The organism is Variovorax sp. MSC1_012 (genome assembly GCF_023667525.1).
GTDB lineage: Bacteria > Pseudomonadota > Gammaproteobacteria > Burkholderiales > Burkholderiaceae_C > Variovorax > Variovorax beijingensis_B.
This window is the reverse complement of the sequence record NZ_CM174443.1, coordinates 698,253-722,474: the sequence shown is the minus strand read 5'-3', so window position 1 is coordinate 722,474 and position 24,222 is coordinate 698,253. Positions and strand designations below refer to the sequence as shown.

General features: G+C 69.2%; 23 protein-coding genes. 15 read left to right on the top strand and 8 right to left on the bottom strand.

Going from position 1 to position 24,222, the window contains the following annotated elements:
- Positions 1 to 17: 17 nt before the first annotated feature.
- The 13 genes from L1081_RS03340 to L1081_RS03280 all read left to right on the top strand — a co-directional run bounded on the left by L1081_RS03340 (position 18) and on the right by L1081_RS03280 (position 13,894).
- On the top strand, positions 18 to 2,813 hold the full coding sequence (locus L1081_RS03340; RefSeq protein WP_489415184.1) for a molybdopterin-dependent oxidoreductase: 2,796 nt from the start codon (positions 18 to 20) through the stop codon (positions 2,811 to 2,813).
- 47 nt (positions 2,814 to 2,860) lie between these two features.
- Positions 2,861 to 3,766 carry a DNA-binding protein YbiB gene (gene ybiB, locus L1081_RS03335; RefSeq protein WP_489415183.1) on the top strand — a complete coding sequence of 302 codons (906 nt, stop codon included), beginning with the start codon at positions 2,861 to 2,863 and terminating at the stop codon, positions 3,764 to 3,766.
- The gene (gene cobA, locus L1081_RS03330) at positions 3,763 to 4,569 is read left to right on the top strand and encodes a uroporphyrinogen-III C-methyltransferase (protein WP_489415182.1); all 807 of its coding nucleotides are present in this window, start codon (positions 3,763 to 3,765) and stop codon (positions 4,567 to 4,569) included. Before ybiB ends, cobA begins: the two co-directional genes overlap by 4 nt.
- Before the next feature lie 115 nt (positions 4,570 to 4,684).
- Positions 4,685 to 5,800 (top strand): ATP-binding cassette domain-containing protein, encoded by a 1,116-nt coding sequence (locus tag L1081_RS03325; protein ID WP_489415181.1) that lies wholly within the window; start codon positions 4,685 to 4,687, stop codon positions 5,798 to 5,800.
- Positions 5,801 to 5,882: 82 nt separating this feature from the next.
- Entirely contained in the window at positions 5,883 to 7,151 is a 1,269-nt protein-coding gene (locus L1081_RS03320) for an extracellular solute-binding protein (protein ID WP_489415180.1), read from the top strand.
- A 4-nt stretch (positions 7,152 to 7,155) separates the two neighbouring features.
- Positions 7,156 to 8,073 carry an ABC transporter permease subunit gene (locus L1081_RS03315; protein WP_489415179.1) on the top strand — a complete coding sequence of 306 codons (918 nt, stop codon included), beginning with the start codon at positions 7,156 to 7,158 and terminating at the stop codon, positions 8,071 to 8,073.
- Positions 8,074 to 8,378: 305 nt separating this feature from the next.
- Entirely contained in the window at positions 8,379 to 9,269 is an 891-nt protein-coding gene (locus L1081_RS03310) for an ABC transporter permease subunit (protein WP_489415178.1), read from the top strand.
- 110 nt (positions 9,270 to 9,379) lie between these two features.
- Complete coding sequence (locus tag L1081_RS03305; RefSeq protein ID WP_489415177.1) at positions 9,380 to 10,510, top strand: sterol desaturase family protein; 1,131 nt, start codon at positions 9,380 to 9,382, stop codon at positions 10,508 to 10,510.
- On the top strand, positions 10,507 to 11,292 hold the full coding sequence (locus L1081_RS03300) for a YaeF family permuted papain-like enzyme (RefSeq protein ID WP_489415176.1): 786 nt from the start codon (positions 10,507 to 10,509) through the stop codon (positions 11,290 to 11,292). The genes L1081_RS03305 and L1081_RS03300 overlap by 4 nt, the downstream gene beginning before the upstream one ends.
- 5 nt (positions 11,293 to 11,297) lie before the next feature.
- On the top strand, positions 11,298 to 12,539 hold the full coding sequence (locus tag L1081_RS03295) for an aminoacetone oxidase family FAD-binding enzyme (protein WP_489415175.1): 1,242 nt from the start codon (positions 11,298 to 11,300) through the stop codon (positions 12,537 to 12,539).
- Positions 12,540 to 12,649: 110 nt separating this feature from the next.
- Positions 12,650 to 12,862 (top strand): 30S ribosomal protein S21, encoded by a 213-nt coding sequence (gene rpsU, locus L1081_RS03290; RefSeq protein ID WP_007833691.1) that lies wholly within the window; start codon positions 12,650 to 12,652, stop codon positions 12,860 to 12,862.
- Between the two features lie 109 nt (positions 12,863 to 12,971).
- The gene (locus L1081_RS03285; protein ID WP_319438699.1) at positions 12,972 to 13,421 is read left to right on the top strand and encodes a GatB/YqeY domain-containing protein; all 450 of its coding nucleotides are present in this window, start codon (positions 12,972 to 12,974) and stop codon (positions 13,419 to 13,421) included.
- Positions 13,421 to 13,894 carry an NUDIX domain-containing protein gene (locus L1081_RS03280; RefSeq protein WP_489415174.1) on the top strand — a complete coding sequence of 158 codons (474 nt, stop codon included), beginning with the start codon at positions 13,421 to 13,423 and terminating at the stop codon, positions 13,892 to 13,894. Before L1081_RS03285 ends, L1081_RS03280 begins: the two co-directional genes overlap by 1 nt.
- Positions 13,895 to 13,906: 12 nt before the next feature.
- Here the strand turns inward: L1081_RS03280 and L1081_RS03275 are convergent, their stop codons facing one another.
- Positions 13,907 to 14,665 carry a TSUP family transporter gene (locus tag L1081_RS03275; RefSeq protein ID WP_489415173.1) on the bottom strand — a complete coding sequence of 253 codons (759 nt, stop codon included), beginning with the start codon at positions 14,663 to 14,665 and terminating at the stop codon, positions 13,907 to 13,909.
- Positions 14,666 to 14,763: 98 nt separating this feature from the next.
- Here L1081_RS03275 and L1081_RS03270 point away from each other — a divergent pair, with 98 nt between their 5' ends.
- Positions 14,764 to 15,669: a LysR substrate-binding domain-containing protein gene (locus L1081_RS03270; protein WP_489415172.1), complete on the top strand. Its 906-nt coding sequence runs from the start codon at positions 14,764 to 14,766 to the stop codon at positions 15,667 to 15,669.
- Positions 15,670 to 15,693: 24 nt separating this feature from the next.
- On the opposite strand, the gene L1081_RS03265 is transcribed toward L1081_RS03270, so the two are convergent.
- Complete coding sequence (locus L1081_RS03265) at positions 15,694 to 16,236, bottom strand: nucleoside 2-deoxyribosyltransferase (protein WP_489415171.1); 543 nt, start codon at positions 16,234 to 16,236, stop codon at positions 15,694 to 15,696.
- Between the two features lie 70 nt (positions 16,237 to 16,306).
- Between L1081_RS03265 and L1081_RS03260 the strand changes: the two genes are divergently transcribed.
- The gene (locus tag L1081_RS03260; protein WP_124961781.1) at positions 16,307 to 16,582 is read left to right on the top strand and encodes a DUF4242 domain-containing protein; all 276 of its coding nucleotides are present in this window, start codon (positions 16,307 to 16,309) and stop codon (positions 16,580 to 16,582) included.
- Between the two features lie 3 nt (positions 16,583 to 16,585).
- Here the strand turns inward: L1081_RS03260 and L1081_RS03255 are convergent, their stop codons facing one another.
- The 6 genes from L1081_RS03255 to L1081_RS03230 all read right to left on the bottom strand — a co-directional run bounded on the left by L1081_RS03255 (position 16,586) and on the right by L1081_RS03230 (position 24,172).
- Positions 16,586 to 17,056, bottom strand: coding sequence for a cupin domain-containing protein (locus L1081_RS03255; protein ID WP_489415170.1), 471 nt, complete (start codon positions 17,054 to 17,056; stop codon positions 16,586 to 16,588).
- Between the two features lie 71 nt (positions 17,057 to 17,127).
- Positions 17,128 to 17,487 (bottom strand): group I truncated hemoglobin, encoded by a 360-nt coding sequence (locus tag L1081_RS03250; protein WP_012748643.1) that lies wholly within the window; start codon positions 17,485 to 17,487, stop codon positions 17,128 to 17,130.
- A 119-nt stretch (positions 17,488 to 17,606) separates the two neighbouring features.
- A complete protein-coding gene (locus L1081_RS03245) occupies positions 17,607 to 20,678 on the bottom strand; it encodes an AAA family ATPase (RefSeq protein ID WP_489415169.1) in 3,072 nt (1,023 codons plus the stop codon).
- Between the two features lie 79 nt (positions 20,679 to 20,757).
- Positions 20,758 to 21,318, bottom strand: coding sequence for a GAF domain-containing protein (locus tag L1081_RS03240; RefSeq protein WP_489416855.1), 561 nt, complete (start codon positions 21,316 to 21,318; stop codon positions 20,758 to 20,760).
- A 1-nt stretch (position 21,319) separates the two neighbouring features.
- A complete protein-coding gene (locus L1081_RS03235; protein ID WP_489415168.1) occupies positions 21,320 to 22,285 on the bottom strand; it encodes a tripartite tricarboxylate transporter substrate-binding protein in 966 nt (321 codons plus the stop codon).
- Positions 22,286 to 22,336: 51 nt separating this feature from the next.
- Complete coding sequence (locus tag L1081_RS03230; RefSeq protein WP_489415167.1) at positions 22,337 to 24,172, bottom strand: gamma-glutamyltransferase; 1,836 nt, start codon at positions 24,170 to 24,172, stop codon at positions 22,337 to 22,339.
- Positions 24,173 to 24,222 lie beyond the last annotated feature (50 nt).

The following is a 24,222-nucleotide window of genomic DNA, read 5'->3' as shown; positions in this document are numbered from 1 at the left end:
AACCGAGGCATCGATCCATGGCTGAGACTCGCTCCACTTGCCCCTATTGCGGCGTCGGCTGCGGCGTTGTCATCGAATCCGATGGCGCGCAGATCACCGGCGTGCGCGGCGACCCGGACCATCCGGCCAACTTCGGGCGCCTGTGCACCAAGGGCTCGACGCTGCATCTGACGGCCACGGCCACGGTCACGCGCCAGACCCGGCTGCTGCAGCCGATGCGGCGCGCCGAGCGCGGCGCCACGCCCGAAGCCATCGGCTGGAACGGCGCGCTCGACACGGCGGTCGACAAGTTCGCCCAGGTCATCCGCGCCCACGGCCCCGACGCCGTGGGCTTCTATGTCTCGGGCCAGCTGCTCACCGAGGACTACTACGTCTTCAACAAGCTCGCCAAGGGCCTGATCGGCACCAACAACATCGACACCAACTCGCGCCTGTGCATGAGCAGCGCGGTGGCCGGCTACAAGCAGACGCTGGGTGCCGACGCGCCGCCGGCCTGCTATGACGACCTCAAGCATGCGCAATGCCTTTTCATCGTGGGCAGCAATGCCGCGTGGGCGCACCCCATCCTGTTTCGCCGCATCGAGGATGCGAAGGCCGCGAACCCCGGGCTGAAGATCATCGTGGCCGATCCGCGCCGCACCGACACGGTGGAAATCGCCGACCTGTTCCTGCCGATCCAGCCCGGCACCGACGTCATGCTGTTCAATGGCATGCTGCACCTGATGCTGTGGGAGGGCTGGACCGACAACGGCTACATCGCGGCCCACACCAGCGGCTTCGATGCGCTGAAGACCACGGTGCGCGAATGCACGCCCGACAAGGTGGCGCAGATCTGCGGCATCTCGAAGGACGACCTGCTCGCCGCGGCGCGCCTGTTCGCCACCTCCGCCGCCACGCTGAGCCTCTACTGCCAGGGCCTCAACCAGTCGTCGAGCGGCACCGCGAAAAATGCGGCGCTGATCAACCTGCACCTTGCCACCGGCCAGATCGGCAAGCCCGGTGCCGGCCCGTTCTCGCTGACCGGCCAGCCCAATGCGATGGGCGGGCGCGAAGTGGGCGGCCTGGCCAACCTGCTGAGCGCGCACCGCGACCTGGCCAATCCCGCGCACCGGGCCGAAGTGGCGGCGCTGTGGAACGTGCCCTCCGTGCCCGAAAAGCCCGGCAAGACCGCGGTCGAGATGTTCCAGGCCGCGGCCGACGGCGAGATCCGCGCGCTGTGGATCGCCTGCACCAACCCCGCGCAGTCGATGCCCGACCAGGCCACGGTGCGCCGCGGCCTCGAGCGCGCCGAATTCGTGGTGGTGCAGGAGGCTTTTTCGACCACCGCCACCTGCGCCTTCGCCGACCTGCTGCTGCCCGCCACCACCTGGGGCGAAAAGGAAGGCACCGTGACCAACAGCGAACGCCGTATCTCGCGCGTGCGCCCCGCGGTGGCGGCGCCCGGCGAGGCGCGGCACGACTGGTCGATTGCCGTGGACTTCGCGCGCCGGCTCGAACAGCGGCTCGGCCGCAGCACCACGCTGTTTCCCTATGACAGCGCCGAACGGGTGTGGAACGAGCACCGCGAATCCACGCGCGGGCGCGACCTCGACATCACCGGCATGAGCTACGCGATGCTCGACCGCGCGGGGCCGCAGCAATGGCCGCTGAAGGAAGGCGAAGCCACCGGCCGCGCACGCCTCTATCAAGACGGCGTCTTCCCCACGCCGGACGGCCGCGCGCGCTTCGTCGACACGGTCTACAAGCCGGTGGCCGAGGCGCGCGAGGCGCGCTATCCGTTCTCGCTCAACACGGGGCGCCTGCGCGACCAGTGGCACGGCATGAGCCGCACCGGCACCGTCGGCCGCCTGTTCGGCCACGTGGCCGAGCCGCTCGTGCAGATGAATGCGCAGGACATGGCGCGCCGCCAGCTGAAGGACGGCGACCTCGTGCACCTGACCTCCAAGCGCGGCTCGATCCTGCTGCCTGTGCAGGCCAGCGCCGAGATCGGCCTGAGCCAGGCCTTCGTCGCCATGCACTGGGGCGAGGAATACCTGAGCGGCTGCTCGTCGACCGGCACGCCGCTGGCCGGCATCAATGCGCTGACCACTTCGGCCTACTGCCCCACCTCGAAGCAGCCCGAGCTCAAGCACACTCCGGTCAAGATCCTCAAGGCCGAGCTGCCGTGGTCGCTGCTGGCCATGGCCTGGCTGCCGCCCGACGCCGCGCTGGCCGCGCACCAGGCGCTCAAGCCGATGATGGCGATGTTTCCGTTTGCCACCTGCGTGCCGTTCTCGGGCAACACGCCTGGCGAGGAGCGCAGCGGCATCCTGTTCCGCGCCGCCGCGCACGATGCGCCGGCCGACGAAACCATCGACCGCATCGAAGGCCTGCTCGGCCTGCGCGGCAGCGATGCCCTGCGCTACGCCGACCGCCGGCGCGGCCAGCGCCGCGTGGCGCGGCTGCTGCGGCGCGCCGACGGCAACGCCGGCCTCGAAGCCTTCCTGCTGGGCGGCGACACCAGCGCCGAAGCCTGGATCGGCACCCTGCTGCGTGAGGAGATTCCGGCGCAGAGCTACGGCCGGCTGCTGCTGTCGCCGGGCGCGCGCGCGCCGGTGGCGGTGCAATCGCGCGGACATCCGGTCTGCACCTGCTTCAACGTGACCGATCTGGCGATCCAGGCCGAGCTGGGCCGCTGCACCGGCACGCCCGACGAACGCCTGGCCGCGCTGCAGGGTGCGCTGAAATGCGGCACCAACTGCGGCTCCTGCCTGCCCGAACTCAAGCGCATGGTGCGCGCAACGCCCGCCGAGACCGTGGCCGAGGGTGCATAAGCCGACTTGCATTCCGGCATAAGCATTGCGGGACAATCGGCGCACCCATGGGAATCAGCCAATACATCAAGGAAATCGGCCGCGGCGCGCGAGGCGCCAAGCCGCTCACGCGCGAACAGGCCACGGACCTGTTCGGCCAGGTGCTGGACGGCACCGTCACCGACCTGGAGATCGGCGGCTTTTGCCTTGCCATGCGCATCAAGGGCGAAACGCCCGAGGAGATGGCCGGCTTCCTCGATGCCACCCATGCGCGGCTCAACCACCTGCCCGCCGCCGACCGCCCGCTCATCGTGCTGCCGAGCTACAACGGCGCGCGCCGGCTGCCGGTGCTCACGCCGTTGCTGGCGCTGCTGCTGGCCCGCGAAGGCCTGCCGGTGCTGGTGCACGGCAGCGCCACCGAGACCTCGCGCGTGCTGGCGTCGAACGTGCTGGAGGCCCTGGACGTGCCCGCGCTTTCGGCGATCCGGAAAATCCCGTCCGGCGAGGTGGGCTTTGCGCCGACCGAACTGCTCAACCCCGCGCTCAAGCGGCTGCTCGACGTGCGCCGCGTGGTCGGCCTGCGCAACCCCGGCCACAGCGTGGTCAAGCTGATGCAGCCAACCACCGGCCCCTGCGTGGTCGTGGCTAGCTACACGCATCCGGAATACGCGCGCACCATGGGCGAGACCTTCGAGCTCATGGGCATGACCGCCCTGCTCTCGCGCGGCCTGGAGGGCGAGGTCGTTTCAGACCCGCGCCGCACCGCGCAGATCGACGGCTTCGTGCGCGGCGTGCGCAGCGAACTGCAGGCCCAGGAAAGCGGCACGGCAAGCGAAGTGCCGGGCCTGCCGAAGGAGATCGACGTCGCGACCACGGCCGAATACACGCGGCGCGTACTGAATGGCGAGCTTCCCGTGCCTGAAGCCATCGCCACGCAGGTGAGGCACATCACGCAACTGGCATCCCACGCATGACCAAAGCCACTTCTTCATCCGCCGCCGGAAGCTGCACGCTGGTGGGCGCCGGCCCCGGCGACCCCGAACTGCTCACCATCAAGGCCGTCAAGGCGATCCAGGCCGCGACCGTGCTGCTGGTGGACGACCTCGTGAGCGAGAGCATCCTGGCGTCGTATGCGCGGCCCGATGCGCGCATCGTGCACGTGGGCAAGCGCGGCGGCTGCAAGAGCACGCCGCAGGCCTTCATCGAACGGCTCATGATCACCGCGGTGCGCGAAGGCGAAACCGTGGTCCGCCTCAAGGGCGGCGACCCCTTCATCTTCGGCCGTGGCGGCGAAGAGGTCGAGCACCTGCGCGAAGCCGGCATCGAATGCACGGTGGTCAACGGCATCACGGCCGGCCTCGCGGCCGTCACCTCGCTGGGCGTGCCGCTGACCCACCGCGACCATGCGCAGGGCGTGGTGTTCGTCACGGGCCACGCCAAGACGGGCGCCGGCGCGGCCGAAGATCCGACCGACTGGCGCGCCCTGGCCGCCACCGCGCACAGCGCGCGGCTCACGCTCGTGATCTACATGGGCGTGGCGGGCGCCGGCCACATCGAACGCGAACTGCTGCACGGCCTGCCCGGCGACACGCCCGTGGCCGTGGTGCAGCACGCGAGCCTGCCGCACCAGCGCCACGTTGCGACCACGCTCGACAGGCTGCAGGCCGGCATTGCCGAAGCCGGCATCGCGAGCCCCGCGGTGATCGTGGTGGGCGACGTGCTGCGCGGATTGGCCGCGGCGGCGCTGCCGGCCGACGCGAACCGCTTCGGCACCTAGGCTTCCGGGGATTTCGCGGCGGGGCCATGGGCCCTTGAACCGCCAACGTGGCATGGAGCGTGCTTAACGCCAGCATGCTCGCCTTCCGATCATTTCCCGCACCCGGGGCCCATCGATGACCGCCGCCATCGCGCCCCCGCCCGCCGCCGTCGAGGTCGTCGCGCTCAGCAAGCGCTATGCCGCGGGCACGCCCGCCGCCGTCGACCGGATCGACCTGCGCATCGCGAGCGGCAGCTACTGCTGCCTGCTGGGCCCGTCGGGCTGCGGCAAGAGCACCACGCTGCGCATGATCGCGGGCCACGAGTCGGTCACGAGCGGCGACATCCTGCTGGACAACCGCAACATCACCAACCTGCCCGCGGCCGCGCGCGGCACCGCGATGATGTTCCAGAGCTTCGCGCTGTTCCCGCATCTTTCGGCGCTCGACAACGTGGCCTTCAGCCTCAAGATGAAGGGCGTCGGCAAGGCCGAGCGCCAGCAGCGCGCGCGCGAGCTGCTCGAGCGCGTGGCGATGGGCCACCTGGCCGGGCGCAAGCCCGGCGAACTCTCCGGCGGCCAGCAGCAGCGCGTGGCGCTCGCGCGTGCGCTCATCACCGAACCGCGCGTACTGCTGCTCGACGAGCCGCTGTCGGCGCTCGATCCGTTCCTGCGCATCCAGATGCGCGCCGAGCTGCGGCGCTGGCAGAAGGAACTGGGGCTGACCTTCGTCCACGTCACGCACTCGCAGGAAGAAGCGATGGCATTGGCCGACACCATGGTGGTCATGAACCACGGCGTGATCGAGCAGGTCGGCTCGCCGCACCAGGTCTACAACCATCCGGCGACCGAGTTCGTGGCGCGCTTCATGGGCGGCCACAACGTGTTCGACACGCCCGCCGGCCCGGTCGCCGTGCGCAACGACCACATGAAGATCGCCCGTGGCGATGCGAGCGGCGGCCTTGCCGCCACGGTCACCGACGTCGAGTACCAGGGCACTTACGTGCTGCTCGGCCTCGCGCTGCAGGACGCCGCGCCCGGCCGCGGCAGCGTCTCGGTGCTGCTGGGCGAGGCCGCCTTTCTTGCGAGTCCGCATGCGCCTGGCGATGCGGTGCGCCTGTCCTGGGCCGAGGCCGATGCACGCGTGCTCGGCCCCGGCGCCAAGCCACCCGCCGAGCGTGCGCCGGAACCGGCCGGCAACAGCAGCAGCCTCGCGCGCGACGACCTGGCCGCGCTCGCGAGCATGCCGCTGTGAGGGCGCGGCCGTTGGTGCATTGCCTGCATTCGCGTTTGCCCTTCACGTCCCTTCCCCTGATTTTTTCCACGGAGACTCTTCCATGACCGACCCCATCGACTCGTCCACCGGCCTCCAGCGCCGCACCCTGCTGCAAGGCACCGCCGGCATCCTGGCCACGGGCATCGCGCCCTTCGTGCATGCGCAGGAAAAGATCGTGCTGCGCTACCTGGGCACGGCGGTGAACCAGGACAAGGCCATCGCCGAGAAGTTCAAGGCCGACACCGGCATCGAGATCCAGTACGTGGCCGTGACCACCGACGACGTGACCAAGCGCGCCGTCACCGCGCCCAACAGCTTCGACCTGATCGACACCGAGTTCTTCTCGCTCAAGAAGATCGTGCCCACCGGCAACCTGAAGGGCATCGACACGAAGAAGATCAAGAACGCGGACAAGATCACCACGCTCTTCACCAAGGGCGAAGTCGCCGGCAAGGCCGTGGGCGACCAGGGCACCGCGCCCAAGAAGGTGATCTATCTCGAAGGCGAGAAGTCCAAGAAGTTCGCGACTGCGCCGACACAGTTCATGTCGCTCATTCCCACGGTCTACAACGCCGACACGCTGGGCATCCGTCCCGACCTGATCAAGCGGCCCATCGGCTCCTGGGCCGAACTGCTGAACCCCGAGTTCAAGGGCAAGGCCGCAATCCTGAACATTCCGTCGATCGGCATCATGGACGCGGCGATGGTGGTGGAGGCCAAGGGCATCCACAAGTACAAGGACAAGGGCAACATGACCAAGGCCGAGATCGACCTCACGATCAAGACCCTGATCGAAGCCAAGAAGGCCGGCCAGTTCCGCGCGCTGTGGAAGGACTTCAACGAGTCGGTCAACCTGATGGCTTCGGGCGAGGTGGTGATCCAGTCGATGTGGTCGCCGGCCGTCACTGCCGTGCGCACCAAGGGCATCGCCTGCAACTTCCAGCCGCTCAAGGAAGGCTACCGCGCCTGGGCCGCCGGCTTCGGCCTGCCGGCCACGCTCTCGGGCAAGAAGCTCGACGGCGCTTATGAATTCATCAACTGGTTCCTCGACGGCTGGGCCGGCGCCTACCTGAACCGCCAGGGCTACTACAGCGCCGTGCTCGACACCGCCAAGGCCAGGATGGAAGCCTACGAATGGGCCTACTGGATGGAAGGCAAGGCCGCCACGCAAGACATCAAGGGCCCGAACGGCGACCTGCTGGCGAAGGCCGGCGCGGTGCGCGACGGCGGCAGCTACGAGCAGCGCATGGGCGGCATTGCCTGCTGGAACGCCGTCATGGACGAGAACGAGTACATGGTCAGAAAGTGGAACGAGTTCGTCGCGGCCTGACCTCGTGAGCGCCCCCACCGCCAGCGCCCACGCGCCCAGCCCGTCCGTTCACGCCGTGAAAGCGTGGTGGCAGGCCGCGCCGTTCGCGCTGGTGTTCCTGCTGTTCTTTTTGGTTCCGCTGGCGCTGGTCGCAATGGTCAGCCTGTGGAACTTCAATGAGTACGAGCTGATCCCGGCCGTCACGCTGCGCAACTACCTGAGCCTGTTCGAGGGCTGTTCGCATCTGACCGACAACGGCGACCTGTGCGTCACGCTCAACACCTATCTGAGCACCTTCAAGTTCTGCCTGCTGGTGTGGGGCATCACGCTGCTGCTCGGTTTTTCGGTGGCCTACTTTCTCGCGTTCCACGTGCGATCGCCGGGCATGCAGACGGCGCTGTTCGTGCTGTGCACGGTGCCCTTCTGGACTTCCAACGTGATCCGCATGATCTCGTGGGTGCCGCTCCTGGGCCGCAACGGGCTGGTGAACCAGGCGCTGATGGGCCTGGGCGTCGTCAACCAGCCGGTCGAGTGGCTGCTGTTCTCCAATTTCTCGGTGGTGCTCGCCTTCGTGCATCTCTACACGATGTTCATGATCGTGCCGATCTTCAACAGCATGATGCGCATCGACCGCTCGCTGCTCGAAGCGGCCAGCGACGCGGGCGCCTCGGGCTGGCAGACGCTCTGGAACGTGGTGGTGCCGCTGTCGCGCACCGGCATTTTGATCGGCTCGATCTTCGTCATCACGATCGTGATGGGCGACTTCGTCACCATCGGCGTGATGGGCGGGCAGCAGATCGCATCGATCGGCAAGATCATCCAGGTGCAGACCTCCTACCTGCAGTTTCCTCTGGCCGCGGCCAACGCGATGATCCTGCTGGCGGTGGTGCTGATGATCATCTGGGGTCTCACCCGGCTCGTCGATATTCGCAAGGAGCTCTGAATGGGACCTTGTTTTTCTGCTCGCCGCGTTGTGCGCTGTTCAGGGCGCGCTCCCGCCGACGGGGTACGCGGCGAAGCGAATGTCCCCCGCCCTTCGGGCTCCTCCTTGATTTCGCTGCGCAAGGCACCCCATCGGCGTGAGCGTTATTCGCAGCGCTGGTTGATCGGCCGCAAACCAACAGCGTGCCCGGTGCCGAGAGCATCGGGTGCTCCCCGCAGCGAAATAAAGGAGGAGCCGAAGGCGGGGGACATTCGCGGAGGGGAGTACCCGATGTTCTCGGCACACGCCCTGAAGGAAAAACACAAATGACCCAACGCATCGGAGAACAACGCGCCCCCGGCTTCTGGCCCCTGGCCACGGTATTCAGCCTGTTCGTGCTGTTCCTCTACGGCCCGATGATCACGATCTTCATCCTGAGCTTCCAGGGCCCCGAAGGCGGGCTGACATTTCCGCTGCGCGGCGTCTCGCTGCACTGGTTCCACAAGCTGGCCGAGGGCCTGGGCACCGTCGACATCGGCGCGGCCTTCCGACGTTCGCTGGCGCTGGGCGCGGTGGTCATGGGCTTCACCGTGGTGCTGTCGGTGCTGGCCGGGCTCGCGTTCCGCAAGAAGCTCGCGGGCAGCAACGCCCTGTTCTTCGTCACGGTGGCAAGCCTGATCATGCCGTCGATCATCATCTCGCTCGGTATCGGCCTGCAGTTCCGGCTGCTCGACACCGGCATCAAGAGCGTGCTCACGGCGGTGGACGCCACCACGCTGCTCGAAGGCTACGGCACCGCGCTCGGCCTGTTCAGTTCCGCGCTCGGCGCGCACCTGACCTGGACCCTGCCCTTCGGCCTGCTCATCATGTTCGCGGTGTTCAACCGCTTCAACCCGGCCTTCGAGGAAGCCGCGCGCGACCTCGGCGCCACGCCGTGGCAGACCTTCCGCTTCGTGGTGCTGCCGCTGATCGGCCCGTCGATCGTGGGCATCGGCATGTTCGGCTTCACGCTGTCGTGGGACGAGATCGCCCGCACCTCGCAGGCCATCGGCGACGTCAACACGCTGCCGCTTGAACTGCAGGGCCTGACCTCGACCGTCACGACGCCTTCCATCTATGCGCTGGGGACGGTGACCACCGTCGTGTCGCTGCTGGTCATGGCCGTGGCGCTGGGCACGGCTGCGCTGCTGCGCCGGCGCGCCGTGCGGCCGCGCTGAGGCCCGGACGGCATGGCCATGCCTGGCCGTTCGGCCGACGTGAGAGTTTTCCTACAGCCGCCTAAAATCGCGCCCAACAAGACACAACACGAGCGAGAGAGAGGCGGGCAATGCTGGACATCGACAAACTCAACGAATTCACCCAGACCCACGGCGAACTGCAGCGCGGCCGCGGCCTCGTCACCGGAACCATCGCGCTGAGCCTGGGCATCCTGTGCTTCCTCGGCGTGCTGGCCTTCCACTTTCCCCAATACCTCACGACGCCCGAGCTGCGCAAGAGCTACAACGTCGACGTAATGCGCTTCATCCTGCTGGCAGCCATGGTGGTCTCGGGCGGGCTGGCGCTGGTGAACATCATCTTCAACCGCTCGCGCTGGCTCTCTTCGGCCGCCTTCCTGCTGGTGGCCGCGGCCGCGCTGCTGGGCGGGCACAAGGTGCCGGTGAACGACTTTGCCGACAACACGCCCTACATCGGCCTTGACTGGTTCATCCTCGACCTGCTGGGCTCCTCGCTGATCTTCATCTTCATCGAGAAGCTGTTCGCGCTGCGCAAGGACCAGCCGGTGTTCCGCGCCGAATGGCAGACCGACTTCCACCATTTCGTGGTCAACCACATGATCGTGGGCTTCGTCCTGCTGGCCACCAACCTGATGGTGCACAAGTTCTTCGGCTGGGCCGCCAACGACGGCGTGCGCGGCTGGGTGGGCGGCCTGCCGTTCTGGGCCGGGCTGCTGCTGATCGTCCTGGTGGCCGACCTGGTGCAGTACTGGACCCACCGCGCCTACCACGAGGTGCCGGTGCTGTGGCGCCTGCACGCGGTGCACCACAGCGTGAAGAGCATGGACTGGATGGCCGGCTCGCGCCAGCACATCCTCGAGCTGCTGATCACGCGCACGCTGGTGCTGGCGCCGATCTACGTGCTGGGCTTCTCCAAGGAAGTGATCGACGCGTACATCGTGGTGGTGGGCTTCCAGGCGGTGTTCAACCACTGCAACGTGAGCGTGCGGCTCGGGCCGCTGCGCTACATCGTCGTCACGCCCAACTTCCACCACTGGCACCACAGCCAGGACGTGGAGGCGCTCGACAAGAACTATTCGGCGCACTACGCCTTTCTCGACTATCTCTTCGGCACCGCGGTGAAGAGCACCAAGCTCTGGCCCGAGAAATACGGCGTGCTCGGCGACTACGTGCCCAACGGCTTCTTCAAGCAGTTGAAGTTTCCTTTCGTCTGGAAGGGATGATGCGGCGCCACCTCCGCGCGGCGGCGCTCGGCGCTGCCGCATTGCTGCTGCTGTCGGCCTGCGCCACCCGCGTCGACCTGCCGTCGAAAGACGCGGGGCTGCGCCTGCGCGTGCAGAGCTCGGTCATCGCGCCCGGCAACGGCGGCGAGCTCATTGCCGCCGACGCGCTGCAGCCCGGCGACATCCTGCTGACCTCCATCGCCACCGTCAATTCCTTCGGCATCCGGCTGGGCACCTTCTCGCCCGTGAGCCACGCCGTGCTTTATTTAGGCGACGGCCTGATCGCCGAGGCGGTGGGCAGCGGCGTGCGCGCGCGGCCGCTGGCCGACGTGGTGGACGAAGAGCAGATGGTCGTGGCCTTCCGGGTGCCCGGGCTCGATGACTCGGGGGCCCAGAAACTGCGTACCTGGGCCAACTCGCAGGTGGGCATCCGCTACAACACCACCGGCGTGCTGCTGAATGCGCCCTTCGTGCTGAACCGGCGCCTGTGCGAGCTGCCGCTCATTCCTTCCGCCGTCAGCCACTACTGCATCAGCGGCATGGCCATGGTGCAACTGGGCGCGAGCCGCGACGACCAGTTCTTCTGCTCGCAGTTCGTGCTCGAGGCCTACCGGCGGGCCGGCCTGCCGATCACCGACGCCGACCCGCGCTGGGTCAGCCCGGCCGACCTGCTGCACATGCGCGAGGGCGACGTGCCCTCGATTGCCGCCACGCAGCCGCTGCGCTACGTGGGCCACCTCAAATACAACCCGCCGCCGCTGCTTGCCGCGGACGGCCCCTGACCGCCTTGAGCAATTCTTCTCCGGTTCATTTTTTCGACGCCGTCGTGGTCGGCGCCGGTGCCGCGGGCCTGTTCTGCGCGGCATTGGCCGGGCAGCGCGGGCTCAAGGTGCTGCTGGTCGACCACAGTGAAAAGATCGCGGAAAAAATCCGCATCTCGGGCGGCGGGCGCGCCAATTTCACCAACCGCGACCTCGACGTGCGCGCGCCGCAACGCCACTTCATCGGCGACAACCCGAATTTCTGCCGCTCGGCGCTGTCGCGCTATGCGCCGCAGCAGTTCATCGAGCTGGTGCAGAAGCACGGCATCGCCTTCCACGAGAAGCACAAGGGCCAGCTGTTCTGCGACGGCTCCTCGCAGCAGATCATCGACATGCTGCTGGCGGAGTGCGATGCGGGCCATGTCACGCGCTGGCAGCCGTGCAGGCTCGGAAAGATCGTGTTTTCGGCTTCCGGAGCCGATACAAGCGGCGCAGGCAGCTACCAGATCGATAGCACCAAGGGTCCCATCGAAACGCCCAGGCTGGTGGTCGCCACCGGCGGCCTGTCGATTCCGCAGATCGGCGCCAGCGATTTCGGCTACCGCCTGGCCGAGCAGTTCGGCCTGCGCGTCGTCACGCCGCGCCCGGCCCTGGTACCGCTGACCTTCGGCGGCGAAGCCTGGGCGCCGTATGCCGGACTGGCCGGGCTGGCGTTGCCGGTGCGCATCGAAACCGGCGCCAAGAAAGAAAGGATGGCCTTCCTCGAAGACCTGCTGTTCACCCACCGCGGCCTGTCGGGCCCGGCCGTGCTGCAGATTTCGAGCTACTGGAAGCCCGGCAGCCCGCTCACGCTCGACTTCGCGCCCGGCGTGGACGTGGCCGAAGCCCTGGGCGCAGCCAAGCTGCGCTCGAAGAAGCGCATCGCCAACGAACTGGCCGCGCTCGTGCCCTCCCGGCTGGCGGATGCCTGGGTCGGGCAGGACCCGGCCCTGCAGCGCCCCGTCAACGAGGCTGCCGACAAGGCCCTGGCGGCGCTTTCCGAGCGCATTGCCCGCTGGCAGATCACCCCCAGCGGCACCGAGGGTTACAAGAAGGCCGAAGTCACGGCCGGCGGCGTCGACACCCGCGATCTGTCCTCCCAGACCATGGAATCGAAACAGCCGGGCCTGTATTTCATCGGCGAAGTGGTCGATGTGACGGGCTGGTTGGGCGGATACAACTTCCAATGGGCCTGGGCGAGTGCACATGCGTGCGCAACCGCGCTATAATCGCGGGCTAACTTTGGCCTTCCCTCAACGGCCGCAAAAATTTTTCAGTTGAGGAACCCCGGCTTGGGGCCTCGATCTCCCCAGGCCAAATTCAGTTCAACGATTCATCAATGACCACCATCCGCGTTAAAGAAAACGAGCCTTTCGACGTCGCCCTGCGCCGCTTCAAGCGCACCATCGAAAAGCTCGGCCTGCTGACCGACCTGCGTGCCCGCGAGTTCTACGAAAAGCCGACCGCCGAGCGCAAGCGCAAGAAGGCAGCCGCCGTCAAGCGCCACTACAAGCGCGTGCGCAGCATGCAGCTGCCCAAGAAGCTGTACTAAGCAACACCCGGGCCCGGCCGTCGACGAAAGTCACCGCCAGCGCTCCGTTGCCTCAGCCGCGCCAGGGAAACCTGCCGCGGCTTTTGTTTTTTCCGAAAGGTTGTGCTGAATGACACTCAAAGAACAGATCACCGAAGACATGAAGACCGCGATGCGCGCCAAGGACTCGGAGCGCCTGGGCACCATCCGCCTGCTGCTGGCTGCGCTGAAGCAGAAGGAAGTCGACGAGCGCGTGGAACTCGACGACGCCATGGTCGTTGCCATCGTCGACAAGATGGTCAAGCAGCGCAAGGACTCGATCGCCGCGTTCACCACCGGCGGCCGCACCGACCTGGCCGATAAGGAATCGGCCGAGATCAAGGTGCTCGAGGTCTACCTGCCGCAGCGCATGAGCGCCGACGAGGTGGCCGCCGAAGTGAAGGCCATCGTGGCCGAGCTGGGCGCCAAGGGTCCCGGCGACATGGGCAAGGTGATGGGCGCGGTCAAGACCCGCCTCGCGGGCAAGGCCGACATGGGCCAGGTGAGCGCCGCCGTCAAGGCCGCCCTCGCGAACGCCTGATGAACGACAGCAGCAGCGGCCACACCAGCCCGATCCTGAAGGCCTGCGCCTGCCTGGTCGACGCCAGGGGCCGGCTGCTGGTGTTCCGCCACCCCGGCGACGGCAACATGCAGCTGCCCAAGGGCACCATCGAGCCCGGCGAATCGCCCGAGGTGGCGGTGCGCCGCGAGTTGCTGGAGGAATCGGGCATCAACCACGTCGGAGAGCTGCAGCCGCTCGGCACCCTGCAGCGCGACTGCGAAGCCGGCATCGAGGGCAATACGCTGCGCCACCCCCAGCTGTGGCATCTGTTCCTGATGCGCGCCGATGGCCCGCTGCCCGAAACCTTCGACCACGTGGCCATGGGCAGTCCCGAGGAAGACGGCCTGGTGTTCTCGTTCAGCTGGCTGGCGGCCGGCGACGACACGGCCAACTTCACCCTGCCCTACCAGCAGGCCATCGAGCGCGTTCGCGCGGCCCTGCTCGCAGCGTAAGTCCCGTCGGGTTCACGCCAGCGCGCGAACCACCATGTAGAGCCCCAGCAGCGCCAGCCCGGCCAGGAAGCAGCGCCTGAACACCGCCACCGGCAGCCGCTTGCGCAGCCAGGTGCCGATCGCCATGCCGCCGATGGCCGGCACGAGCATGGCGAGCGATCCCCCCACCGCCGCCATCGGATAGCCGCCGTTGCCCGCGAGTCCGATGGCGAGCACCACGGTCGAGGTGGTGAACGAGATACCCATCGCCTGGATCAGCGTATCGCGCTGGAAGCCCAGGGCCTGCAGATAGGGCACGGCCGGCACCACGAACACGCCGGTCACCGCCGTGACCAATCCGGTGGCGGCGCCCACCACCGGCCCGAGCCAGCACTCGTGCGCCGCGGGCACCTGCAACTGCCGCCCCGTGAGGCCCCAGAGCGCATAGGCCACCAGCGCCACGCCCAGCGCCACCGAGGCCCAGGTGCCCGCCGGCACGCCGAGCCACAGTGCGCCGCCCAGGGTGCCCGCCGCGATGCCCGCCTGCATGCCGCCGATGCGGCGCAGCACCGCCCAGAAGCTCGCGCGCGGCCCGGTCTGCCAGAGGTTGGTGACGAGCGAAGGCGCGATCAGCAGCGCCGCCGCGCGCACCGGCGGCATCCAGAGCGCGAGCAGCGCCATCGACACCGTCGGCAGACCGAGCCCGATCACGCCCTTGACCACGCCGGCCAAGAGAAACACCAGGGTGACCGCCGCCCAGTGGCCTGTTGCAAGATCATTCGAAATCGTCATTGCGGCGCAGTCTGCCGGCCGGCGCCACGCCTGGAAATGCGGCATTCGCGCAGCCGGCCTCAGGCACACGCTGAGGCTCGCGTGCTACCTTGCGGACCATGCGATTCGATCTCACCGACCTGCGGCTTTTTCTCCACGTGGTCGAGGCCGGCAGCCTCACGGCCGGCGCGGCGCGCTCGCACATGACGCTCGCTTCGGCCAGCCAGCGCGTGCGCGGCATGGAAGACGCCCTCGGCAGCCCGCTGCTCACGCGCCATGCGCAGGGCGTACGCCCCACCGAGGCCGGCCGTACGCTGCTGCACCATGCACGCGTCGTGCTGCAGCAGATGGAGCGCCTGCGCGGCGAGCTCGGCGAATATGGCCAGGGCCTCAAGGGCCATGTGCGCTTCATGTGCGGCACCTCGGCACTGACCGAGCACCTGCCCGAGGTGCTGAGCCGCTTTCTCATGCAGCATCCGCGCATCTCGGTCGATCTCGAGGAGCGCCCCAGTCCGGACACGGTCGACGCGCTGCGCGGCGGCCGGTGCGACATCGGCATCGTCTCGGACGCCATCGACACCGAAGGCCTCGAATGCCATCCGTTCCGCCGCGACGACCTGGTGCTGGTGATGCCGCGCGGCCATGCGCTGGCCGGCCGGCGGCGCGTGATGCTGGCCGAGGTGATCGACAGCGAATTCGTCGGCCTGCCCGCCGACAGCGCGCTGCAGCTGCTGCTCACGCAGCATGCCCGCGCACTCGGCAAGCACCTGGCTTACCGCGTGCGCGTGGGCAACTTCGAGGCCGTGTGCCGCATGGTGGAGCACGGCATCGGCGTGGGCATCGTGCCGCAGACGGCGGCCGAACGCTGCGCCCGCTCGATGAAGATCGCGCGCGCCGCGCTCGGCGACGCCTGGGCCGAGCGCACGCTGATGGCATGCGTGCGCTCGTCGCAGGAGCTGCCGCTCAATGCGCGGCGCATGCTCGAGCACCTGGTGGCACCGGTGGAACAGGTTGCGGCGAAGTAGCCGCGGCGCCCTTCCCCGGTCGGCTCAGCGCGCGGGCGCGGCGAGCAGTTCCGCCATCTTCTGCAGCGCCGCTTCCGGCGTCGGCGCCATGTGGATCGAGCAGGCCAGCATGAGGTTCAGCGGCTGCCCGAAGTCCTCGACCGCGATGCCGCTGCTGCTCTCGCGCAGCACCCCGGCCGCATCGGGCGCGCACTGCAGCGCCGAGCGGGCGCGGTCCGCATAGCTGCCCGCGGGCACGCCGTAGGCCACGACCGGAATCTGCAGCGCCACCGCGGCGCCCACCTCGAACACCGTGCCCGAATCGGGCTCCAGGCCGCGGAAGCACGCGAGGTTGGCCACCACGCCGTCGGCGCCGCGAAGGCGCTGCATGTTGGCCTGATAGATCTGCATTTCCGGCGGCTGTGCACCCGGCTCCTCGTTGCCGTCGGCCGGCAGCAGGGCCGCCAGCCCCAGCGCCTCGCAAGCTGCCGCGAGCCGCACGAAGTGCTCCCTGGCGTCGGGGCGAAAGACGTCGGGGCCGGCAAGGTAGATCCGAGGGCGCGCCGGGTTGTCGGAAGATGTGTCCATGAAGGGCACATCTTAGGTTTTTGCGGCCCGCCGTACTACGATGGCATTTCCTCACGACGAAGGAGCCGCCATGCCTCTCTATCTGATCGAGCGCAATTTTGCGGATCAACTCGAGGTCTCGCCCGAGGCCGCGGCCGGCATCATCCGCGTCAACGACGACGTGGGCGTGCGCTGGCTGTATTCGTTCCTCAGCGCCGACAAGAAGAAGACGTACTGCCTGTACGAAGCGCCCGGCATCGAGCCGATCCGCGAGGCGGCGCGGCGCAACGGACTGCCGGCCGATGTGGTGGTCGAGGTCGGCGAGCTGCGCCCGCCGCCGCTGCCGGCCGACCTCATGTCGGCCTGAAGTTCACTTCGCCCGCGGGTCGTCCGCCGGATTGACGTAGGTGACGCCCCAGGGGCCGGTGCCGTGCAGCTGCACCACGGTTTCCTCGCTGGTCCAGGCGAAGTGCGGCGTCTTGGCCTGCAGGATCATCATGCCGCCCGCAACCACCGGCATCGACTTCTGCATGTCGAGCTTGTCGCCCAGGCCCATGTGGAAGGTGCCCGAGAGCACGGTCACCCGCTCGACGGCCGGATGCCAGTGCGACGGGATCCGGTAGTTGGCCGGCACCTTGATGCGCACCGTGAAGGGCACGGCCTCGCTCATGGGGCCTTCGATCACCGCGAGCTTCGCACCAGGCGGGAGCGACGGAACATCGGCCCATTTGAGGTCGGCGGGCGAGATCATCCGGTGGTCGCCGGACTGGGCCCAGCTGGTGACGAGGCCCGCGATCAGGGCGGCGCCGATCGCCCAGGCGGCAAATGGTTGGCGTGTCATGGGGAGGTTCCTTTCCTTCCGTGTCACCGGCGAAGCGCCGCCGGGGGCGCGAGCGAGAGCTGCGGCTTCGTCTACAGCCGCACCACGTCGCCCTTCAGCGAATAGAGGATCGCGACCACCTCGTTCTTCTCGGCCTGGTCGTAGCCGTTCTTGGTCATGGCCGCGACGATGTCGTCCATTGCGGCGACCAGCTCCTGCTCGCTGATGTTCATGCCCTTGTGGGCCGACACCAGGTCCTTGCCGGTGTAGCACTGCGGGCCGCCGCTGCCGGAGCAGAGGAACTCGACCACGTGGCGCTCGACCTCGGCGCGGTTGCTGTTCGCAAAGCGCGAACGGATGAGCGGGTTGGAGTAGTGGTTCTCGACGACGTCGGTGACGAGCCGCTGGATGCGCTCCTCTCCGCCAAGTCGTTCGTACAGGGTTGCGGGCATGGGGCGCACTCCTTCGGGTTGAGGGCCCGGCGGCGCCGAGCCCGAGACCCGAAGTTAGGCCTGGGCGCGCGGCCACGCATCGCCCGAATTGACCATTTCGCGCCGGGCCGCCACGGCGATCAGGATTGCTCCAGGCCCTCGGCCGCGACGTGGTGGCGGTGCGCCCAGGCCGCGGCTTCGGTACGGCTGCGGCAGTCGGTCTTCGAAAGGATGTGACGCACATGGTGTGCCACCGTGTGCGGGCTGATGAACAGTCGCTCGGCGATCGCCTGGTTGCTGCAGCCGGCGCAGAGCAGCCGCAGCACGGCGAGCTCGCGCCGGCTCAGGCCCTCGGGGGATGCGGACGGCGCCGCGCCGGCGCCTGCCAGTTCGCGCTGCAGTGCCTCGCAGCGCCGCGCCAGGCTGGCCATGCCCAGTTCGCGGCCGAGTGCGAGTGCCGCATCGAGCTGCATGCTCGCGGCCGCTGCATCGCCGCGCGCGGCCAGCCAGCGCCCCCATTCGAAGCGGCTGTGCGCGAGCCAGGGGCGGCCGCCGCAGCGCTCGTCCAGGGCGACCGCGGCCTGCAGATGCGCCGCGGCGTTCGCATCGTCGCCGGCCAGCGCGGCCAGCATGCCCCGGTAGCGGTCCACGGCGCCGAAGCAGGCGATGTTGGTGCCGGTCACCACGTTGCGGCCGGCATAGGGCGCGAGCAGCCGGTACAGCAGCGCCGCGCGCGGCCGGTCGCCGAGGCGGGCGCAGACCTCGGCCGCAAAGACGATGTTGGTCAGCCACATGCCGTCGCGCGCAATGCCGGCAAAGCCATCGGCCGCGAGCGTCTCGTAGGCCTCGCGGGCCGGCTCGTGCAGGTCGAGCTCGGCGCAGATCAGCGCGAGGCCGGGCTGCCAGAGGCTGTCGCGCGGCACGCTGCCGACCAGGCCGCGCAGCACCGGCAGTACCTCGCCAAGGCGGCCCTGGTGCCGCCGCAGCACGAATATCTGCAGGCTGTAGGCGCCTTGCGCGTTGCCGGGCAGGAAGCGCTGCCCGATCGTGAAGGTCTCGCCGGCCAGTCGCTCGGCATCCGCGAAGCGGCCCTCGTAGGCGGCGAGCAATGTGAGGCTGGCCAGCCCCATGGCCTGCATGAAGGGCTGGCGGATCGCGTCCGCCACCCGCGCATGGACCTGCGCCAGCGGACGCGCCGCGCCGAGTTCGCCTTTCTCGACCAGGTCGCCGAAGTACCAGCCGGTCAGCGCGTCGACCCACTCCATGTGGCCGGCACGCTCGGCCACTTCGAGTGCCTCGCGCGCACAGCGCAGGCGCTCGTCGAGCTGGGTGGGATCGGCGCGCGCCGGCAGGATCGCCGCCAGCGCCTTGAACAGCGGCTGCGGCATCGCCAACCCGCGCGCCAGCGCAACCGCCTGGCGCTGCGCCGCGTTGGCCTGCGGCTGGCGGCCGCAGAAGATGCAGGCGCGGCACAGCGCGGCCAGCAGGTCGACCCGCAGCGCGGCGTCGAAACTGTCCGATGACGCCAGCGCTTCCTCGAGCAACGCCACCGCCTGCTCGCCCGGGCGGCTGATGCGCCAGCCGTTGTTCTCGAAGCCGAGCGCCGCCTGCGCGAACAGGTCCGCGTCGCCGAGCGACCGCGCCAGCGTGGCCGCTTCCAGGAAGGTGGCGGCACTGGCGTCGTTCTCGCCGGCGTGCGTCTGCACCGCACCGAGCGCCAGCAGCAGCGCGCCATGCCGCGCACGCTCGGCCGGCAGCCAGCGTTCCTGCAGTTGCAGCGCGAGGCGGTAGCAGCGCAGGGCCTCTTCGTAGGCCATCAGCGCCACGGCCCGCGCGGCGGCCTGCTGCGCGATGTCCAGCGCGCGCGCCGCGTTGCCCGCGGGCAGGGCCGCGGCCGCGTGGTAGGCAAGCTGTGCCAGCACCGCGTCGAGCCCCCCCGCGTGGCGCGCCTCGAGCGACTCGGCGATGCGCGCGTGCAGCGCGACGCGGCGCGCCGCTGGCAGCTCGTCGTAGAGCACCTCGCGGATCAGCGCGTGGCTGAACTGGTACTGCGGCCCGGGCAGCACGAGCTCGATGACGCGCTGCGCCAGCGCCTCGTCGAGCCTGCCCAGCAGCGCGGCCTCGCTGCCGGTGCCGGCCAGCTCGGCCAGGAGCGGCAGGTCGAAGTCGCGGCCGATGCACGCTGCGATCGCAAGCAGTTCGCAGCACGGCGCCGAGAGCTGGTCGAGCCGCCGGCCGATCACCGCGCGGATGCCGCTCGGCACCGTCTCGGCCCGCGCCGCGGTGGCGTGCGGGTCGTTGCCGCAGTGCCCCTGGTGCAGAAAGCGCAGCGTCTCGACCAGGTACAGCGGATTGCCCTCGGTGCGGCGATGCATGGTCGCAATCACGGCGGGCGGCGGCGTCACGGCGCTGGCCGCGGCGACCATCCGCTCGGTTTCGTCGAGGCTCAGGCCCTGCAGCGGCAGGCGGCAGAACTGCCGGGTGTTCAGCAGCTCGGCCAGGGTGGCCGCCAGCGGATGCTGGCGCGACAGGCCGGCCTCGCGGTAGGAGCCGAGCAGCAGGATGCGGGATTCGCCGACATCCTGGGCGATGAAGGCCAGCAGCCGCAGCGACGAGGCGTCGGCCCAGTGCAGGTTGTCCAGGATCAGCAGCAGCGGGCGCAGCGTCGCCACCTGACGCCAGAAATGCGCGACCGCGGCAAACAGCCGGAAGCGCGCCTGATCGCCCTCGCCGATCGCCGGCACCGCGGTGCCGGGGGGCAGCCGCCCGGCGAGTTCGGGCGCAATCTCGACGGCCGCGGCGGCTTCGCGGCCGAGCAGCACGGGCAGGCGCTCGTCGCGGCAGGCCCGCAGGCAGGCCTGCATCGCGCGGGTCCACGGCAGGAAGGGCGGCGCGCCGGGTTCCTCGAGGCAGCGGCCCCACAGCGTCAGCATGCCGCGCCGCAGGGCCAGCGTCGCCACCTCCTGGGCCAGCCGCGTCTTGCCGATGCCGGCCTCGCCGCTCAGCATGACGACGCGGCCGCGCCCGGCCAGCGCCCCGCCGAGCGCATCGTGCGCCAGCTGCAATTCACCGCGGCGGCCGACGAAGGGCTCGTTCGCGCCCGCTGCCGCCGCTCCCGCGGCAGGCGCCGCGCCGCAGGCCGGACATGGCGCATCGGCGTGCAGGCGAACGCGCCCGCAGCGATGACAGCCGATCCGGTCCAGCGTAGCCATGCCGCTCCTTGTGCTTTGCCGGCCATGGGGACCGGCAAGCGCGAGTCTGCGCGCGGCGAAGGGTTATAGGACTTAGGACTTACGCCACAGTGAAGGGAGGCCGAGAGCCCGGTGGTCCCGGCCGTGATGCCAAAGCATCGCGGCGCGCACGCAACACCCATGGCGTGGCCAGCAGGGCCAGCAGCCGCACCAGTGCGATCTCCTGCTGCGTCCAGCGCGCGCGTGTGCCCAGGACGTTGAAGGTGGCCGCGCATCGGCCGTCTTCCAGCAGCGGCACGTTCACCACCGCGCGCAGGCCCAGCGCAGCAATGAGCGCATGGTCGTCGAACACCTCGGCCAGCGCCGCCTCGCCTTCACCGACGAAGACCTCGGCGCGCACCAGCAGCTGCTGCGTCCAGCGCGTGAGCGTCTTGCGCTTGCGGCCGGCCACCGGGTAAGCCTGCGGGTCGGAGGACCAGAGGCGCTGCAGCTGCACTTCGTCGGGCGGATCGTTCGGGGCTGTCGCGTTCAGGTTCACCGTGAGCAGCCCCGGACCGAGCAGCGCGCGGCGCGCCGACTCGATGTGCCCCAGCGCGGCATCGACCGTGGCGGCCCGCGGCAAAGCGTCGCAGAGTCGCTCGCACACTTCGGCGGACAGCACCTCAGTCAAGCTTGATCCCGAGGTCCCGGATGACCTTGCCATAGCGCTCGGTGTCCCTGCGCAGCGCCGCGGCCAGCTGCTCGGGTGTGCTCTTCACCAGCTCGACGCCAATCGCATCCATGCGGGTGCGCACCTCGGGCATCGCCAGGGCCTTGTTGATTTCGGCATTGAGCCGCGTGACCAGCTCGGCGGGCATGCCCGCAGGTCCGAATGCGGCGTACCACACGCTCATCTCGTAGCCGGGCAGCGTCTCGGCGACGGTGGGCGTGTCGGGCAGCAGCGCGGAGCGCTTGGGCTCCGTCACGGCCAGCAGGCGCAGCTTGCCCGCCTTGACGTGCGGCAGCGTCTGCGTGCCGGCGGAGAACAGGACCTGGGTCTGGTTGCCCACGGTGTCGAGCACGGCCGGCGCGCCGCCCTTGTAGGGCACGTGCAGCATGTCGATGCCGGCCGCCTTCTTGAACATCTCGGCGCTCAGGTGGTTGGTGGAGCCGCCGCCGGCCGAGGCGTACGCCAGCTTGCCGGGGTTGGCCTTGGCGTAGGCGATGAACTCGCGCAGGTCCTTCGCCGGCACCGAGGGGTTGACCACCATCGTGTTGATGACGTTGGCAACCAGCGCAATGGGCGTGAAGTCATCCGCGCCCTTGAAGGGCATGCCGGGCATAAGCGTGGGGTTCATCGCGTGCGTGCTCATCGAGCCGATCAGGAGCGTGTAGCCGTCCGGCCTGGCCTTGGCGACGAAGTTGGAGCCGATGTTGCCGGAAGCGCCGACGCGGTTGTCGACCACCACCGGCTGGCCCATCGACTTGCCGAGCTGCTCGGCAATGGCGCGCGCCAGGATATCGGTCGAGCCGCCGGCGGCCCAGGGGACGATCAGCGTGATCGGCTTCTCGGGGTAAGCAGCCAGCGCAGCCTGCGCGGCGCATGAGAGGGCCAGCAGAAGCAGGCCCCGGAAGGCACGTTGGAGCATGGTGATGTCCTTGGAACGAAGGTGAGGAAATTGAAGCGAAGGCGGCGGAAATCAGCGGCCCACCGCATAGCCCTGCATGCCGCGCGGATTGGCCCCGGCGCGCAGCACCAGCCGGCCCTGTGCGTCGTGTTCGCGGCTGCAGGCGGACATGCGGCTTTCGGACCAGGCATCGCCGACCAGTACCTGGTGGCCCATTGCGCGCAGCTGTTCGAGCGCCTCGGGGTCGAAGCGCGATTCCAGCGTCAGCGTGTTGAGCGTGGTCTGGCGCGGCCAGAAGGAGCCGGGAGCGTGCTTGACGTGCCAGGCCGGTGCGTCGATGGCCTGCTGCAGGTTGAGGCCGTGCACCGCGTGGCGCAGGAAGAAGCCGACCGACCACTGGTCCTGCTGGTCGCCGCCGGGCGTTCCAAACGCCATGTAGGGCTCACCGTCGCGCAGCGCCATCGACGGCGACAGCGTGGTGCAGGGTGCGACGCGCGGCTCGAGCGAGCTGGGCAGCCCCTCGTCGAGCCAGCTCATCTGCAGCCGCGTGTTGAGCGCGAAGCCCAGCGCCGGAATCGCGGGGCTCGAGGACAGCCAGCCGCCCGAAGGCGTGGCCGCGACCATGTTGCCGTGCCGGTCGATCACGTCGATGTGGCAGGTGTCGCCCACGAAGATCTCGCGCTCCGCCCATTCGGCGACCGGCGGCAGCGCGGCGAAGGTGGGCTCGCCGACGCCGAAGCGCGTGTCGGCCGTGCGCAGGGTTCGCGTACTCACCTTCAGGTCGGGCAGGCGCGGCGCAAGGCCGAGCGGCTCGCCGGGCCGCAGCGTGTCGGAAGCGCGCTCTGGATCGACCATGGCCCAGCGTTTGCGCAGGTAGGCATCCGACAGCAGCGCCTGCTGCGCATCGGCGCGCGCGCCGGACGCCGCGCCATACCACGCCAGCCGGTCGGCCAAGGCCAGCTTGGCGGCTTCGGTGATGCGGTGCACGAAGCCCGCCGTGCCGGGCAGGTGATGCTCGAGCCCCGCGTGGCGCAGCATGCCGATCTGCTGCAGGAACGCCGGCCCCTGGCTCCAGAAGCCGCACTTCGCGACCGTGTAGCGGCCGAACTGCGCTGTGAGCGGCGCCTCGGTGGCAACGCGCCATGCGGCCATGTCGTCGAAGCGCAGCAAGCCGGCATGCGCCTCGCCGCTGCTGTCGCGCACGGCCGTGCCGCGGCAGTAGCTATCGATCTCGCGCGCCACGAAGCCCTGCTGCCAGGTGCGGATCGCCGCATCGATCACACCGGTGCGGCCGCTGCCTTCGCGCTCGGCGGTCTCGACGATGCGGCTGTAGGTGGCCGCCAGCGCCGGCAGCCGGAACAGCGAACCCGGCTGGGGCAACTTGCCGCCCGGCAGCCACACATCGGCTGACGAATGCCAGTGTTCGAGGAACAGGCCGCGCACGGCAAGAATTGCCTCGGCGACGCGCGGCACCAGCGGAAAGCCGTCGCGCGCATAGCCGATCGCCGGCGCCAGCACGTCGGCGAGCGGCCAGGTGCCGTGCTCGCGCAGCATGATGAGCCAGGCGGGGAACGCACCCGGCACCGTGGCCGCCAGGAGGCCGATGCCCGGCACCTGCTCGAAGCCGAGCGCACGGAACGCCGCGGCGCTGGCCTCGGCCGGCGCGCAGCCCTGTCCGCGGACGGCGTGCATGCGCCGCTCGCGTTCGTTCCACAGCAGGATCGGCACCTCGCCGCCGGGGCCGTTGAGGTGCGGCTCCACCACCTGCAGCACGAAGCCCGCAGCCACGGCGGCGTCGAAGGCGTTGCCGCCGCGCTCGAGCACGCCCATCGCGGTTTGCGAGGCCAGCCAGTGGGTCGAAGAGGCAACGCCGAAAGTACCGGCGATTTCAGGACGGGTCGTGAACATCCGGCCGAGTGTAGAAATGCTGAATAGCCGTAGTTGCATATTTTCTGATG

Coding starts and splice junctions, on each gene's coding strand:
- L1081_RS03340 (WP_489415184.1), top strand. CDS start 18: ATGGCTGAGACTCGCTCCACTTGCCCCTATTGCGGCGTCGGCTGCGGC.
- ybiB (WP_489415183.1), top strand. CDS start 2,861: ATGGGAATCAGCCAATACATCAAGGAAATCGGCCGCGGCGCGCGAGGC.
- cobA (WP_489415182.1), top strand. CDS start 3,763: ATGACCAAAGCCACTTCTTCATCCGCCGCCGGAAGCTGCACGCTGGTG.
- L1081_RS03325 (WP_489415181.1), top strand. CDS start 4,685: ATGACCGCCGCCATCGCGCCCCCGCCCGCCGCCGTCGAGGTCGTCGCG.
- L1081_RS03320 (WP_489415180.1), top strand. CDS start 5,883: ATGACCGACCCCATCGACTCGTCCACCGGCCTCCAGCGCCGCACCCTG.
- L1081_RS03310 (WP_489415178.1), top strand. CDS start 8,379: ATGACCCAACGCATCGGAGAACAACGCGCCCCCGGCTTCTGGCCCCTG.
- L1081_RS03305 (WP_489415177.1), top strand. CDS start 9,380: ATGCTGGACATCGACAAACTCAACGAATTCACCCAGACCCACGGCGAA.
- L1081_RS03300 (WP_489415176.1), top strand. CDS start 10,507: ATGATGCGGCGCCACCTCCGCGCGGCGGCGCTCGGCGCTGCCGCATTG.
- rpsU (WP_007833691.1), top strand. CDS start 12,650: ATGACCACCATCCGCGTTAAAGAAAACGAGCCTTTCGACGTCGCCCTG.
- L1081_RS03285 (WP_319438699.1), top strand. CDS start 12,972: ATGACACTCAAAGAACAGATCACCGAAGACATGAAGACCGCGATGCGC.
- L1081_RS03280 (WP_489415174.1), top strand. CDS start 13,421: ATGAACGACAGCAGCAGCGGCCACACCAGCCCGATCCTGAAGGCCTGC.
- L1081_RS03275 (WP_489415173.1), bottom strand. CDS start 14,665: ATGACGATTTCGAATGATCTTGCAACAGGCCACTGGGCGGCGGTCACC.
- L1081_RS03270 (WP_489415172.1), top strand. CDS start 14,764: ATGCGATTCGATCTCACCGACCTGCGGCTTTTTCTCCACGTGGTCGAG.
- L1081_RS03265 (WP_489415171.1), bottom strand. CDS start 16,236: ATGGACACATCTTCCGACAACCCGGCGCGCCCTCGGATCTACCTTGCC.
- L1081_RS03260 (WP_124961781.1), top strand. CDS start 16,307: ATGCCTCTCTATCTGATCGAGCGCAATTTTGCGGATCAACTCGAGGTC.
- L1081_RS03255 (WP_489415170.1), bottom strand. CDS start 17,056: ATGACACGCCAACCATTTGCCGCCTGGGCGATCGGCGCCGCCCTGATC.
- L1081_RS03250 (WP_012748643.1), bottom strand. CDS start 17,487: ATGCCCGCAACCCTGTACGAACGACTTGGCGGAGAGGAGCGCATCCAG.
- L1081_RS03245 (WP_489415169.1), bottom strand. CDS start 20,678: ATGGCTACGCTGGACCGGATCGGCTGTCATCGCTGCGGGCGCGTTCGC.
- L1081_RS03235 (WP_489415168.1), bottom strand. CDS start 22,285: ATGCTCCAACGTGCCTTCCGGGGCCTGCTTCTGCTGGCCCTCTCATGC.
- L1081_RS03230 (WP_489415167.1), bottom strand. CDS start 24,172: ATGTTCACGACCCGTCCTGAAATCGCCGGTACTTTCGGCGTTGCCTCT.